Annotated in this window: 13 protein-coding genes; 7 read left to right on the top strand and 6 right to left on the bottom strand. The window is 47.2% G+C overall.

Annotation, left to right across the window (positions count from 1 at the left end; genetic code table 11):
* Positions 1 to 250: 250 nt before the first annotated feature.
* Both frc and M2125_RS05295 read left to right on the top strand, forming a co-directional pair.
* On the top strand, positions 251 to 1,498 hold the full coding sequence (gene frc / locus M2125_RS05300; protein WP_277541678.1) for a formyl-CoA transferase: 1,248 nt from the start codon (positions 251 to 253) through the stop codon (positions 1,496 to 1,498).
* Between the two features lies 1 nt (position 1,499).
* Entirely contained in the window at positions 1,500 to 2,432 is a 933-nt protein-coding gene (locus M2125_RS05295; RefSeq protein WP_076023563.1) for a methionyl-tRNA formyltransferase, read from the top strand.
* Here M2125_RS05295 and M2125_RS05290 read toward each other — a convergent pair.
* The 5 genes from M2125_RS05290 to metG all read right to left on the bottom strand — a co-directional run bounded on the left by M2125_RS05290 (position 2,429) and on the right by metG (position 7,425).
* Positions 2,429 to 3,664, bottom strand: coding sequence for an MFS transporter (locus tag M2125_RS05290; RefSeq protein WP_280742654.1), 1,236 nt, complete (start codon positions 3,662 to 3,664; stop codon positions 2,429 to 2,431). The two genes, M2125_RS05295 and M2125_RS05290, sit on opposite strands and share 4 nt — an antisense overlap.
* 47 nt (positions 3,665 to 3,711) lie before the next feature.
* The gene (gene panC, locus M2125_RS05285) at positions 3,712 to 4,563 is read right to left on the bottom strand and encodes a pantoate--beta-alanine ligase (protein ID WP_280742010.1); all 852 of its coding nucleotides are present in this window, start codon (positions 4,561 to 4,563) and stop codon (positions 3,712 to 3,714) included.
* Complete coding sequence (locus tag M2125_RS05280) at positions 4,560 to 5,423, bottom strand: segregation and condensation protein A (protein ID WP_076023566.1); 864 nt, start codon at positions 5,421 to 5,423, stop codon at positions 4,560 to 4,562. The genes panC and M2125_RS05280 overlap by 4 nt, the downstream gene beginning before the upstream one ends.
* The gene (locus M2125_RS05275; RefSeq protein ID WP_076023567.1) at positions 5,416 to 5,604 is read right to left on the bottom strand and encodes a DUF3460 family protein; all 189 of its coding nucleotides are present in this window, start codon (positions 5,602 to 5,604) and stop codon (positions 5,416 to 5,418) included. The genes M2125_RS05280 and M2125_RS05275 overlap by 8 nt, the downstream gene beginning before the upstream one ends.
* Positions 5,605 to 5,754: 150 nt before the next feature.
* Positions 5,755 to 7,425, bottom strand: a complete 1,671-nt coding sequence (gene metG / locus M2125_RS05270) for a methionine--tRNA ligase (protein WP_076023568.1) — start codon at positions 7,423 to 7,425, stop codon at positions 5,755 to 5,757.
* Between the two features lie 145 nt (positions 7,426 to 7,570).
* Here metG and M2125_RS05265 point away from each other — a divergent pair, with 145 nt between their 5' ends.
* From M2125_RS05265 to M2125_RS05250, 4 genes are all read left to right on the top strand, one after another.
* A complete protein-coding gene (locus M2125_RS05265) occupies positions 7,571 to 8,410 on the top strand; it encodes a formate dehydrogenase accessory sulfurtransferase FdhD (RefSeq protein ID WP_076023569.1) in 840 nt (279 codons plus the stop codon).
* Positions 8,411 to 8,471: 61 nt separating this feature from the next.
* Positions 8,472 to 9,038: a dCTP deaminase gene (gene dcd / locus M2125_RS05260; protein ID WP_076023570.1), complete on the top strand. Its 567-nt coding sequence runs from the start codon at positions 8,472 to 8,474 to the stop codon at positions 9,036 to 9,038.
* Positions 9,039 to 9,050: 12 nt separating this feature from the next.
* The gene (locus M2125_RS05255; RefSeq protein WP_076023571.1) at positions 9,051 to 9,965 is read left to right on the top strand and encodes an ion channel; all 915 of its coding nucleotides are present in this window, start codon (positions 9,051 to 9,053) and stop codon (positions 9,963 to 9,965) included.
* On the top strand, positions 9,962 to 12,211 hold the full coding sequence (locus M2125_RS05250) for an arginine/lysine/ornithine decarboxylase (protein ID WP_076023572.1): 2,250 nt from the start codon (positions 9,962 to 9,964) through the stop codon (positions 12,209 to 12,211). The genes M2125_RS05255 and M2125_RS05250 overlap by 4 nt, the downstream gene beginning before the upstream one ends.
* Positions 12,212 to 12,300: 89 nt before the next feature.
* Here the strand turns inward: M2125_RS05250 and argH are convergent, their stop codons facing one another.
* Positions 12,301 to 13,719, bottom strand: a complete 1,419-nt coding sequence (argH, locus tag M2125_RS05245; RefSeq protein WP_076023836.1) for an argininosuccinate lyase — start codon at positions 13,717 to 13,719, stop codon at positions 12,301 to 12,303.
* A 43-nt stretch (positions 13,720 to 13,762) separates the two neighbouring features.
* Between argH and hemC the strand changes: the two genes are divergently transcribed.
* Positions 13,763 to 14,719, top strand: coding sequence for a hydroxymethylbilane synthase (gene hemC / locus M2125_RS05240; RefSeq protein WP_076023837.1), 957 nt, complete (start codon positions 13,763 to 13,765; stop codon positions 14,717 to 14,719).
* The last annotated feature ends 8 nt before the right edge of the window (positions 14,720 to 14,727 follow it).

Here is a 14,727-nt window from a genome sequence, read left to right as displayed (position 1 = left end):
TCTTTAGTAAGCACGATTTCTTAGTGCTGCACAAAAGGCGCTCCTAGTGAGCGCCTTTTTCTATTTTGCAGGCATTTCCAGCCCTCAAACCAGCAAGAAATTCATGAAAACCCGTCTTTCTTGCCTTGTAAACCCTACATAGGATTCTCCCTAGGTTATGCCCAAAAACAGGGCATCCATGATATTTTGAGATTTGCCGCTGGTAAAATTGGCTTAATTCAAAAATTTCAATCTTATTAGGACTTAAACCATGGCAAAAGCACTAGAGGGGGTCAAAATCCTCGACTTTACGCACGTTCAATCGGGACCAACCTGTACGCAATTGTTGGCTTGGTTTGGCGCTGATGTAATCAAGGTGGAGAAATCAGGGGAGGGCGATGCTACCCGTAGTCAATTACGTGACATTCCGGATGCCGATAGTTTGTATTTCACGATGCTCAATCACAATAAGCGTTCCATTACCGTTAATACTAAAACTCAACGCGGTAAAGAAATCTTGGAGCGTTTGATTAAAGAATGTGATGTACTGGTTGAGAACTTTGCACCTGGTGCATTAGATCGTATGGGTTTTTCTTGGGAGCGCATTCAAGAGCTCAATCCAAAAATGATCATGGCTTCGGTTAAGGGTTTTGGCCCTGGTCCATACGAGGATTGCAAGGTTTATGAAAACGTCGCGCAATGTGCGGGCGGTTCTGCATCTACAACTGGTTTTGATGATGGCCCACCCATGGTCACCGGCGCACAAATTGGCGATAGTGGTACCGGCTTGCATTTGGCATTGGGTATCGTTACTGCACTTTACCAGCGCACCCATTCTGGCCGCGGCCAAAAAGTGTTGGCAGCTATGCAAGATTCTGTATTGAACTTGTGTCGCGTGAAGTTGCGTGATCAACAGCGCCTTGAGCGCAACGGTACGATGAAAGAATATCCACAGTATCCGAATGGCACCTTTGGTGAGTCAGTACCTCGTGCTGGCAATGCCTCAGGTGGTGGTCAGCCCGGCTGGATTTTGAAGTGCAAGGGCTGGGAAACTGATCCAAACTCATATATTTATGTGGTGGTGCAGGCCCCAGTGTGGGAGGCAATTTGCAAAGTAATAGGTCGTGAAGACTGGATTACTGATGTACGTTTTGCATCACCAATGGCGCGTTTGCCGCACTTGATGGAGATTTTTGCTGAGATTGAAAAGTGGACGATGACGCTCTCCAAGTTCGAGGTAATGGATATTCTGAATAAATATGACGTTCCATGCGGCCCCATTTTATCGATGAAAGAGATTGCAGAAGAGCAGTCATTGCGTGATACAGGGACTATTGTTGAAGTAGATCATCCGATTCGTGGCAAGTATTTAACGGTTGGCAATCCAATTAAGATGTCGGATAGCGAAACTGAAGTAACACGCTCACCACTGCTGGGTGAGCACACTGATGAAATTCTCAGTGAGCTTGGATTTACAACGGATGAATTGATTTCTCTGCGTCACGATAAGGTCATCTAATATGCGGGTTGCATTGATTGGTAGTGCGGATTTTGGTAAGGCAACTCTCGAAGCTTTTTTGGATCGCGGCGATGAAGTGGTAGCTGTTTTCTGCCCACCTGATAACCCCAAATCATCCAAGCCTGAGGCGCTTAAAGCGGCTGCCATAGCTAGGGGTATTACCCCTTTGCAGTTTGCTTCTCTAAAAGGAGCGGATGCTGCTCAAGCAATGATTGATAGCAAAGCGGATATTTGCGTCATGGCTTATGTGTTGCAATTTGTGCCTCAGGAATTGGCAAAGCTGCCGCCTCATGGCACGATTCAGTATCACCCCTCTTTGCTGCCAAAATATCGTGGTCCCAGTGCCATTAACTGGGCGATTGCCTTGGGCGAAGAGAAGACTGGCTTAACGATCTTCCGTCCTTCCGATGGCTTGGATGAGGGTGAGGTGATCTTGCAGAAAGAGGTCTCCATTGGCCCAGATGACACTCTTGGAAAAGTCTATTTTGATCATCTATTCCCCTTAGGCGTTCAAGCCTTGCTTGAGGCTGCTGATTTAGTGGTTGCTGGCAAACACCAAGAGCTCGTGCAAGATGAATCACTGGCAAATTATGAGGGTTGGTTTGATGCTAACGCTGCCAAAATTCATTGGGCAACTCACATTGGTCAGATCTACAACTTAATTAGGGCCTGCAATCCAGCGCCTGGTGCCTGGACCAAGTTTGGCGAGCAAAAGGTGCAGATTTATGACTGCCATAAGCATGTTGCGGCCACCTACGGGGCTGTGAAAGGCAAGCCTGGGGAGGTTACTCAAATTACTTTGGACTCTTTCTTTGTGGGCTGTCATGGTGGTCAGATAGAGGTTCTGAAGGCGAAGGGGGCTGCAGCCAAGGTGAATGGTGCTGAGCTTGCAAAAGAGTTAAAACTCGAAGTAGGGCAGTTTTTCGAGCTCTAAAATTTGTGCTTAAAGCGCCAATAGAGCGTGCTGGACACGGCGATCAGGCATGTTGCTGAAATCGCCAGTGACCAATGAATTCCAATCATGCCGCCTAATAGGCCAACAGTAATACCAGCCCCTGCACGCATACCCAGTGCTGACATATTAAATAAGCCAATCACTCTGCCACGAATCTCAAGTGGCGCATTGAGTTGCACAATGGTTTGAGCCATTGAGTTAAATGAAAGCTCAAAAAAGCCGCCAATAAATAGACAGAGGATTGCCAAAAGATATTGCTCAGATAGGGCAAAACACAGTAGGGAAGCGCACCATAAGACAGCCAGTCCAATCGCAGTAATGGGGCTTGTTTTCAGAATTCCCTCACGACTTTCAAGCAGCAAACCTGCCAGTAATGCGCCGGCAGCATCAGCCGCCAGTAAGGTGCTATACAGAATGCCCGGATCGCCATGCCCTAAATCTTGAGCAAAGCCTGGCATTTGCGCTTGATAGCTATTGCCAATGAAAAATGATGCAGCACCCGCGAGCAATATCATTGAAGTGATTTTGTACTCATGGGCAATTTCTTGAGCGGTGATGAAGATATCTTTAAAGCCTTTAAAAGCCCTCGGCGGTGCAATGGGGGAATCTCTAAATTTGGGTCCGCAGGGGGCGTTCATCAGCCAAATCAGATTGGGTAGATAGAAGCAAGCGTTGAGGATAATGCCCACTTTTGGCCCCAGGCCAAGCATCATGAGGGCGCCAACCGCTGGACCAACTAATAGGCCAAGATAGCGAGCCGTTGCTAAGAGGCGAATTCCGCTAGGCAAATTCGACTTACCAACTACGTCATACAGAATAATTTGAGTGGAGGTCATCCACAGTACGCCGGAGCAACCATGCAACACTAAAAGAGCCATTGCCTCCCATAGTTGCAGAGAGTCTGTGAGGAAGAAATAACCCCAAGCAAGTGAGCAAAACATGAACATCAACATGCCAATTTGAATTAAGCGGCGCGGATCAAAGCGGTCTGCAAGGGCGCCAGCTGGGACTGAAAAGACCAGATAGGGCAACCAGTGAGAAATGACTGCAAAGCCACCTAACTCTGGAGAATGAAACTGTTGAAACATCATCCAATAGCTAATGACATGCTCTATGTTGTCAGCCATCATGGTTAGCAAGAACGCGCTAATTAAGAAGCGATATGCTGGAATGCGAAGCGCCGCGAAAGAGGGTGGGTGTGTTGTTGACATCCTAATTTCTGCAGGCTAGCTCAAGTCAAAAACTTTTAGATAAAGCTTTAGATTTCTAAGTTGTCGATGAGCCTGGTATTGCCAATTTTGGCAGCGGTCAAAATGACGAGTGATTCACCATTTTGCAGGCTTTCATCTGAAGAGATAGATAAATCAATTTGCTGACGGATGGCGATGTAATCAGGTTGCCAGCCACGTTTCACTAACTGCTCAACGGCCTGCTTTTCAATTTGACTCAGAGAGGCGCTATTGCGATCTTTTAAATCCAATACTTGATGGCGCACCTCATTGAGAATGCGTTGTAAGTGCGGGGCTTCTACACGTTGCTCAGGCGTTAGGTAAGAATTGCGTGAGGAGAGGGCGAGACCATCGTCAGCACGAATCGTTTCGCCAGGAATAATATCGACTGGCAATGCAAATTGCTTGACCATCTGACGAATGATCATCAGCTGTTGGTAATCCTTTTTGCCAAATACTGCCACTTTAGGTTGTACGCAAGAAAATAGTTTTAAAACAACGGTGCAAACCCCTTGAAAAAATCCTGGACGGAACTCGCCCTCAAGAATTTTTCCTAGTTGCTCGGGAGGTTCTACGCGATATTCTTGCGGCTGGGGATAGAGATCGCGCTCTGTTGGGGCAAATAAGATATAGACCCCTTCTTTTTCTAGCTTATCGATATCGGCTTGCATAGTGCGCGGATAGCTGTCGAAATCTTCATTTGGACCGAATTGCAGGCGATTTACAAAGATGCTAGCAACCACTGGGTCTCCATGTTGCCTCGCAAGGCGCATTAAAGAGAGGTGGCCCTCATGTAGATTACCCATAGTCGGTACAAATGAGGCTCGATTTTGTCCGCGCAAGTGATCGCGCAGCTCCTGAATATCGCTAATTATTTTCATGCGCTAGGTGTGTAAGCAAGTCGCACGTAGATTGGTGCATAGGGTTCTGCTTGGGTAATTTCTACGAGCGCTTCGCGCGAGAGCTCTAACATCGCGATGAAGTTCACAATCACCACGGGTACGCCTTTGCCAGATTTGATGGCTTCTTCAAAAAGTTCACCAAACTCTACAAAGCGGGTGCTCTGCAGGCGGCGCAAGATACGCGTCATAAAGTCCCGCACTGAGAGTTCTTCGCGTGTAATGGTGTGGTGTTGGTTGAGTTTGGCGCGATGCAAAACATCTCGCCAAGCCATTTGTAGATCGTCTAAGTTGACCTCAGGCCATGTGATGGCAACAGTGGTGTCAACATGACCATGTGCAATTTGAAAATCGCGGCCTTGTTGAGGTATTTGATCAAGTTCTTGAGCAGCCAATTTCATGCGCTCGTATTCAAGCAAGCGGCGTACTAATTCTGCGCGAGGATCTTCTACCTCTTCATCGCTATCTGCCTTCTTCATTGGCAGAAGCATGCGCGATTTAATTTCGATTAGCATGGCTGCCATCAATAAGTACTCTGCGGCAAGCTCTAAATTGTGGTGACGAATTTGATCGATATAACTTAGGTATTGTTGGGTCACCTGCGCCATCGGGATGTCAAGCACATTGAAGTTTTGCTTACGAATTAAATAGAGCAAAAGATCAAGAGGACCCTCAAATGCCTCAAGAAAAACCTCCAAAGCATCCGGTGGGATATAGAGATCGGTAGGGAGCTTGAATAATGGCTCACCATAGAGTTTTGCAAAGGCCGATGACATCCCATCAGTAACTGATGGAGTGCTATCCAGTAAATCAGATATCGGCTGGGCGCTTGGCTCAGTCATTCGAGTAAACGTAAGAGCGTTGCTTTAATTTGGCGACTTTTGCGCGGCGCAAATCCTCTGCAGTTTGAGGCTCTTGATCCCAGAGGAGGGCGCGGCCTGCTTGCTGCTCGGCTTCCAGCTGGGGCTTCTCGGATTTCAGCTCATTTAAGAACGTAGTGAATTCGGACTGATAACGTGCCATCATGTTTCCTAAAATACTCAATTAATTCAATAACTTATAAAATTACTATGACCCCAAGCAGGGGCAGCCTCCATCATTATTAACGATTTTTATAGCGGCGGAAGCGACTTGGCCTTAATTGACCCAAAAAAAGCCGTTTTTGCCCGATTTCTACTGGTTTGCCAGCAGTAATGCATCGATTTGAGGCGCCTCTACACGAGTCATTAGGTGCTTGTAGGCATGAATGGGATTTTTGCTTGAAAGAGGTGTATTCACGTCTTTCCAGCTCAGTGATGGGATGGAAAGGAATTCTTCTACACCAGTGGCTACTTGAGGGATGACCGGTTTGAGATAAAGCGTCAGCAAGCGGAAAGCCTCTAAGGTCACACTGCAAACCGGTTGAAGTTCAGCTTCACGGTCTGGGCTTTTGGCAATCTCCCAAGGTTTGTTCTCATCAACAAAGCTATTGACCTTGTCGGCTAATTCCATAATGCTGCGCAATGCCTTGGCATACTCACGACCCTCGTAAAGCTGGGCAATTTTTTCGCTAGCACCTTTAATCTCTATGAGCAGAGGGTGGTTCATAGCTGCATCAGAAACGACGCCACTAAAGCGCTTGACTAAGAAGCCTGCGCTACGACTCGCTATATTGATGTACTTGCCCAATAGATCGCTATTGACTCTAGCAACAAAATCCTGAAGATTAAGATCCAAATCTTCCATGCTGTCATTAAGTTTAGTAGCGAAGTAGTAGCGGAACCATTCTGGATTAAAACCAGACTCAATTACGCTGTGCGCTGAGATTAATGTACCGCGAGACTTACTCATCTTCTCACCATCGACGGTAAGGAAGCCATGGGCAAACACATTGGTGGGAGTGCGATAGCCGGCGAACTGCAAAGTGGCTGGCCAAAATAAGGTGTGGAAATAAAGAATATCTTTGCCGATGAAATGATATTGCTCGGTAGTGGTCTCTGGTTTAACCCACTCGTTAAAGTCTAGGCCTTTGCTTTGGCAGTAATTGAGAAAGCTGGCATAGTAACCAATCGGAGCGTCGAGCCATACATAGAAATACTTGCCGGGGGCATCTGGAATTTCAAAGCCGAAGTAAGGGGCATCGCGGGAGATATCCCAGTCGCCAAGCTTGCTTTCACCAAAATTGCCAACCCACTCTTTCATCTTATTGCGGGCTTCGGGCTGAAGGGGGGTTTTCACTTGCGTCCACTCGCGTAAGAATGCCTCGCAACGGGGATCGGAAAGTTTAAAGAAATAATGGTCTGAAACTTTTTTAATTGGAGTGGCACCACTGACTACTGAAAACGGATTTTTAAGATCCGTGGGCGAGTAAGTTGCTCCGCATTTCTCGCAATTGTCACCGTATTGATCTTTGGCACCGCATTTAGGGCACTCGCCTTTAATAAAGCGATCAGGCAAGAACATTTCCTTGACGGGATCGTAGGCTTGCTCAATAGCCCTTTTCTCAATTAGTCCAGCATCACGTAATTTGAGATAGATGCTCCGAGAAAGTGTTTCATTTTCGGGGCTATCAGTCGTGTAGTAGTTATCAAACGAAATTAAGAAGTCATCGAAATCACGCTTGTGTTCTTTCCAAACATTGGCGATAAGTTCTTTTGGTGTGAGACCTTCTTTTTCAGCGCGCAGCATAATCGGCGTGCCGTGAGTATCGTCGGCGCCAACATAATGGACTTCGTGTCCACGCATTCTTTGGTAGCGAACCCAAATATCAGTTTGTATGTACTCAACCAAATGCCCAATATGGATTTGACCATTGGCGTAAGGAAGAGCGGAGGTAACAAGAATGCGGCGTTGGGGGCTACTCATAACAACGGTTTGACTCAAAATAAAGGTGAATACAGGATTATGAGCCTAAGACTGGCTCTGAGCAGCCATTTTAGACTGCGGTTAAAGTAAACCCTCGACAATACCTTGTTTAAATTAAACTGAGCCCTCTAAAAGAAAGCGCATCATGGCTGTAGCACCAAATATCACCCTGTCTCATGCCTCCATCCCGCTTGTGCACGAAGTCGAGGTGATTGATGAGCTCGGGCGCCATAAAACGACCTTTATTCCAGGGGAGCGTCCTTTAACTATTTATCTGGATAAGCGTGAGGTGGTGACCCTGATGACCTTAGGGAGCGCCCCTGAGGCTCTGGTTTTGGGATATTTGCGTAATCAGCGCCTAGTTGAGTCTCCGGATGATATAGAGAGTATTCAAGTGGATTGGGAAACGGAATCTGCTGCAGTGAAGACGCGTCGCAGTACTGTTGATATCGATGCGCTTACCAGTAAAAGGGTGGTTACTACCGGTTGCGGGCAGGGCACTATGTTTGGGGGGCTCATTGATGAGATTTCAGATATTTCCCTGCCGGATGGCCCCCAGTTAAGCCAAGAGGCGATTGTGAGTCTGATCGATGCTATTCGCACTCATGACACCATTTATAAAAAATCAGGGTCAGTCCATGCCTGTGCCGTATTTGAGCGGGCTGGTGAAGGTCAAGTCCGCCTTTTGTATTTTATTGAGGATGTTGGTCGCCATAATGCCGTTGACTCTATTTCTGGCTTGATGTGGCTTGCTAATAAAGCAGGTAGAGATTTGATCTTCTTCACCACTGGGCGTCTGACTTCAGAAATGGTCATTAAGGGCGCTCAAATGGGGGTCCCATTTCTGATGACCCGTTCAGGAGTGACTTTAATGGGTCTGGAATTGGCTCGCAAGACCAATTTAACGATTCTTTCGCGTTGCTCTGGCAAGCATTTTGAAATCTATCACGGGCCACAGAGGGTGGTTTTTAGCTCTGCCTCTTAAAGAGATGTCCTCAGTGTGCAAATTATTGAGCTAATACCTGCGAAGGTTTTACAATTTGGGTATGACTATTAAATCCGACCACTGGATTCGCCGCATGGGCGAACAAGGCATGATCAGCCCCTTTGAACCTGGCCAAGTCCGCCAGGATGCTTCTGGGCAAAAAATCGTGAGTTATGGCACCTCTAGCTATGGCTACGATATTCGCTGTGCTGACGAGTTCAAAATCTTTACCAACATCAACAGCACAATTGTTGACCCAAAGAATTTTGACGAACAATCCTTTGTCGACTTCAAGGGACCGGTTTGTATTATTCCCCCGAATTCATTTGCATTAGCTAGAACAGTTGAGTATTTCAAGATTCCACGTAGTGTCCTAACTGTTTGTGTTGGGAAGAGCACCTATGCCCGCTGCGGCATTATTGTCAATGTCACACCCTTCGAGCCAGAGTGGGAGGGTTACGTTACTTTGGAGTTTTCCAACACCACACCACTACCTGCAAAAATCTATGCTGGCGAGGGATGTGCGCAAGTATTGTTCTTTGAGAGTGATGAAGTTTGCGGCACCTCTTACAAAGACCGTGGTGGCAAGTATCAGGGTCAGCGGGGCGTTACCCTGCCGAAGACTTAAGTCTCCACGGCAGTGGACGAATTTCACTTTGGTAACCGCAATCAGCGGATTAACCTTGAGGAATATCAAGCTACATTAACGCGATCAACCACCGCGCGTCCTGAAAATAATTTCTATCACTGGCTTCTTGGAACTACCTGGACGCGCTTTCTAATACTGGTCGTCCTCGTTTATTTATGTACTAATGTTTTATTTGCATTGGCTTACCTTGCCTGTGGTGTCGGCGCGATCACCAATACTGAGCCCGGTTCTCTGATTGATCTTTTTTACTTCAGTGCGCAGACGATGTCGACTATCGGCTATGGGCAGATGACTCCGGTCGGTCACTGGCCAAATTCTATTGTTACTTTCGAGGCTTTTTTTGGGATTGTCTATTCCGCTTTAACTACGGGTTTGGCTTTTGCACGCTTTACACGGCCCACTGCTGGGGTGCACTTTTCTAAGGTTGCTGTGGTCGGTTTGCATAACGGCATGAAGAGTTTTAAATTTCGTCTTGCAAACGTGCGCCGCTCCCATATTGTCGAGGCGCAGTTACGCCTTTGGTTGGTTTCCGAGAGTATGACTGCGGAGGGTGAGCGTTACCACCGCTCCATTGAATTACCCCTGCGTAGAGCTGAAAACCCTGTCTTTTCGATTATGTGGACAGCGATGCATAGTCTCGATAGCGCTAGCCCCTTATTGGAGTGCTTTATGTCAGGAAGCGCTAATCATCAATGGCATTTATTGGTCACATTTACTGGTTACCATGAGAGCCTTGCCAATCAAGTCTATGCTCGCCATGTTTACTTGCCTAAGGATGTGCAGCAAAATGCAAGGTTTGTCGATATAGTCACGGTTTCGCCTCAGGGTAAGCGGGTAATTGATATGGCCAATTTTGAGAAGTGGGTTCCGAATTCTTCGGATAAATTAGTAGGGGAGTTTTTATGAAATTTCGTTTCCCAATCATTATTATTGATGAGGATTTTCGTTCCGAGAATATTTCCGGATCTGGTATTCGTGACTTGGCAGAAGCCATTGAGCACGAAGGTATGGAAGTCATTGGTCTGACCAGTTATGGTGACCTGACCTCTTTTGCCCAACAGGCTTCTCGCGCCTCATCATTCATTGTGTCGATTGATGATGAAGAGTTTGTTTCTGACTCAGAAGACCATGATTTACCGGCACTCAATAATTTACGCGCATTCATTACTGAAGTGCGTAAACGCAATGAAGATATTCCAATCTTCTTATATGGTGAGACCCGAACATCACGCCATATGCCAAACGATATTTTGCGTGAGTTGCATGGGTTCATTCATATGAATGAAGACACCCCTGAATTCGTGGCGCGCCATATTATTCGTGAAGCCAAGGTATATCTCGACTCTTTGGCGCCACCATTTTTTCGAGCACTCACAAATTACGCTTCAGAAGGCTCTTACTCTTGGCACTGCCCTGGCCACTCCGGCGGCGTTGCTTTCTTAAAGAGCCCTGTGGGGCGGATGTTTCATCAATTCTTTGGTGAGAACATGCTCCGCGCTGACGTTTGTAATGCCGTCGAAGAATTAGGACAACTTCTAGATCACACTGGCCCAGTTTTGCAAAGTGAACGTAATGCTGCGCGCATCTTTAATGCCGACCATTTATTCTTTGTAACAAACGGAACCTCTACTTCAAACAAGATTGTTTGGCATTCAACCGTTGCTCCTGGCGATGTTGTGTTAGTTGATCGTAATTGTCATAAGTCAGTCATTCATTCGATCACGATGATGGGCGCGATTCCAATCTTCTTGATGCCGACCCGCAATCACCTCGGCATCATTGGCCCCATTCCAAAAGAAGAATTCGAATGGCAGAACATCAAGAAGAAAATAGATGCTAATCCATTTATCAAGGATAAAAATGTAGTGCCGCGTGTGATGACGCTGACACAAAGCACCTATGACGGTATCGTGTACAACGTCGAAATGATTAAAGAGATGCTTGATGGCAAAGTGGATTCTTTGCATTTTGATGAGGCATGGTTGCCGCACGCTGCTTTTCATCCATTCTATAAGGATATGCACGCGATTGGCTCTGATCGCAAACGTACCAAGAAAAGTTTAATGTTTGCCACTCAGTCAACTCATAAGTTGCTGGCAGGGCTCTCACAAGCCTCGCAAGTCTTAGTGCAAGATGCTGAAGATACTAAGCTCGATCGAGATTGCTTCAATGAAGCGTATTTGATGCACACCTCTACCAGCCCGCAGTACGCCATTATTGCTTCATGTGACGTATCGGCTGCCATGATGGAATCTCCTGGAGGCACTACCTTGGTTGAGGAGTCGATTGCTGAGGCAATGGACTTCCGCCGCGCGATGCGTGAGGTGGATGATAAGTTTGGAGCAGATTGGTGGTTCAAGGTGTGGGGTCCGGATCACCTTGCTGAAGAGGGTATTGGTGAGCGTTCTGATTGGGTGCTGGAACCGAATGCTAACTGGCATGACTTTGGCGGCGTGGCCCAAGGCTTTAATATGCTTGACCCCATTAAAGCAACGGTTGTTACACCTGGCTTAGATATTGAGGGTAACTTTGGCTCGATGGGTATTCCAGCAAGCATTGTGACTAAATACTTGGCTGAGCATGGTGTGATCGTTGAAAAATGCGGTTTGTATTCTTTCTTCATTATGTTCACGATTGGTATTACCAAGGGACGTTGGAATACCTTGGTAACTGAGTTACAGCAATTTAAAGATCACTTTGATAAGAATGCCCCTCTATGGAAAGTGCTTCCAGAGTTTGTGGCGAAGCATCCGCGCTATGAGCGCGTTGGTTTGAAGGATATTTGTCAGCAGATTCATGAGTTCTATAAAGGCCGTGATGTAGCCCGCATGACCACTGAGATGTATACCTCAGATATGGTTCCAGCCATGATGCCTGCTGAGGCATGGGCAAAGATGGCTCATAAAGAGGTTGACCGCGTACCTTTGGATCAATTGGAGGGGCGTGTTACCGCTATGCTAGTGACGCCATATCCTCCAGGTATTCCGTTGCTCATTCCTGGTGAGCGTTTTAACAAACGCATTATTGACTACCTCTACTTTGCGCGTGATTTTAATACCCAGTTTCCTGGATTTGAAACTGACATTCATGGCTTGGTAAAAGCTGAAGTGGATGGTCACGCCGAGTATTACGTCGATTGTGTGCGTGCTTAGAGTCATTGCATTCTCTTCGTAGCTGTAATCCCATTAAAAAAGCCCAAGGCAATCACGTCTTGGGCTTTTTTCTAAGTGGTTCGAGCGCCTTACAAGCTAATGCGCCCCTGCTTAACGGCTGCTAGTACTTGACTGGGCGCAGTTCCGCCAGCATGGGCACGGGATTGCACTGAGCCATCAACTGTGAGTAGTGCAAATACATCATCACCCAATAGCTCTGGGCGATTATCTAGACCACATGCAAACCGAAGTTCAGCAAGACTCAGGTCTGTCAACATGCAGTTTCTGCCAACACAGGCCTTAACAGCGTGAGCAACGGCTTCGTGTGCATCGCGAAAGGCTAGTCCCTTCTTAACGAGATAATCAGCTAGGTCGGTAGCGGTAGCAAATCCTTCTTCAGCCGCAGCTTTCATGACTGCGGCTTTCACCTCAATATGGGGCACCATGTCGGCAAAAATACGTAAGGTGTCTTGCACGGTATCAACCGCATCAAACAAAGGTTCTTTGTCTTCCTGGTTGTCTTTGTTGTAGGCAAGGGGCTGACTCTTCATCAGCGTTAATAAAGAGATGAGATCTCCATAGACGCGACCTGTTTTACCGCGTGCGAGCTCTGGTACATCTGGATTTTTCTTTTGCGGCATGATGGAGCTACCAGTACAGAAGCGATCTGGTAAATCAATGAAGCCAAAACGCGGGCTCAGCCACAGAACCAATTCTTCAGATAGACGTGATACGTGCATCATCAATATCGAAGCAAAGGCACAAAACTCAATTGCAAAATCTCGATCCGATACGGCATCGAGTGAGTTATTGCAAATGCCATCAAATCCCAAGGCCTGCGCTACTTGCTCGCGGTCAATCGGATAGCTGGTGCCTGCTAATGCTGCTGCACCGAGTGGAAGGCGATTAAAGCGAGCGCGCAAATCACTTAAGCGGCTTGCATCACGACTAAACATTTCAAAATAGGCCATGAGGTGATGGCCAAAGGTGATAGGTTGCGCTACTTGCAGGTGCGTATGTCCTGGCATGATCGTGCCCGCATGTTTTTCAGCAAGATCGAGGAGGGCGGTGCGCAAAGTTTTTAGACTAGTTGCAATTTCGTCTACGCTAGCACGCAACCACAGGCGTAAATCAGTCGCCACTTGGTCATTGCGTGATCGGCCAGTGTGCAGGCGTTTGCCAGCATCACCCACTAATTCTGTTAAGCGCGCCTCAATATTGAGATGAACATCTTCTAGGGCGAGTTGCCAATTGAATTGACCAGCTTCAATTTCAGCCAAAATTTGAGCCATACCACCTTGGATATCAGCCAGATCCTGGTTGCTAATAATTTTCTGATTCGCTAGCATTTGTGCGTGGGCTAAAGACCCTGCAATGTCAACCAAGGCAAAGCGTTGATCAAAGCCAATGGAGGCGGTATAACGCTGGACTAATTCAGTGACGGGTTCAGCAAAGCGAGCCGACCAGGCTTGGGCTTTGTTGGCTAAGGAATTTTTAGATGAGCTCATAAACACAGTATATTGGTGTAATTCAATGATCATTTTAAATGCTATGTCGCAAACCCCCGTTTCTCCCCCAAGTCGTCTCGTCATTGCCTCTCGTGAGAGTCGTCTAGCCATGTGGCAGGCCGAACACGTCCGAGATTGTCTAAAAAGTCTCTATCCTGCATGTGACGTGCAAATTTTGGGGATGACTACCCGTGGCGACCAAATTTTGGACAAAGCGCTCTCAAAAGTGGGTGGCAAAGGCTTGTTTGTGAAAGAGCTAGAAGCCGCCTTAGAGGATGGTCGCGCCGATTTGGCGGTACATTCCCTCAAAGATGTCCCAATGATCATGCCTGAGGGCTTTGAACTTGCCTGCGTGATGGCGCGTGAGGATGCCAGGGATGCATTTGTATCAAATGACTATGCTAGCTTGGAAGATTTACCTGCGGGAGCGGTGGTGGGTACCTCCAGCCTGAGGCGTGAGTCCGTTCTGCGCTCACGTTTCCCTCACTTAAAGATTGAACCCTTGAGGGGCAATTTAGATACCCGTATGGGTAAATTAGATCGTGGCGAGTATCAAGCCATCATTTTGGCGGCCGCTGGTTTAAAGCGTTTGGGCCTAGAGAGTCGCATTAGAGCTTATTTACCTTATGACCCCTATACCCCAGCAGCGGGCCAGGGCGCCCTAGGAATTGAGATGTTGAGCGCACACCCCCAGATCAAGCATTGGCTTGCTCCCCTCAATGATTTACCTACCTTGTTAGCAGTTTCTGCTGAACGCATGGTTTCCCGTCAATTGGGCGGGTCATGCGAAGTACCTCTAGCGGCCCATGCCACCTGGAATCAAAATCAAATGGAGATTCGTTCTTTTGTGGCTAGCATTGATGGCAAGGCTGCCTGCATGGCACGCTCAAGCGCTATGGTCAAGACCGTTGCGGATGCTGAGGCATTGGGTTTAGCAGTGGCGCAAGATTTGATCGGACAGGGTGCGGCCAAATTATTGCCCCATGGCTTACCCGGCTAAATTAGGCG

Source organism: Polynucleobacter sphagniphilus (assembly GCF_029892205.1).
Lineage (GTDB): Bacteria > Pseudomonadota > Gammaproteobacteria > Burkholderiales > Burkholderiaceae > Polynucleobacter > Polynucleobacter sphagniphilus.
This window is presented reverse-complemented; position numbering and strand designations above follow the sequence as displayed.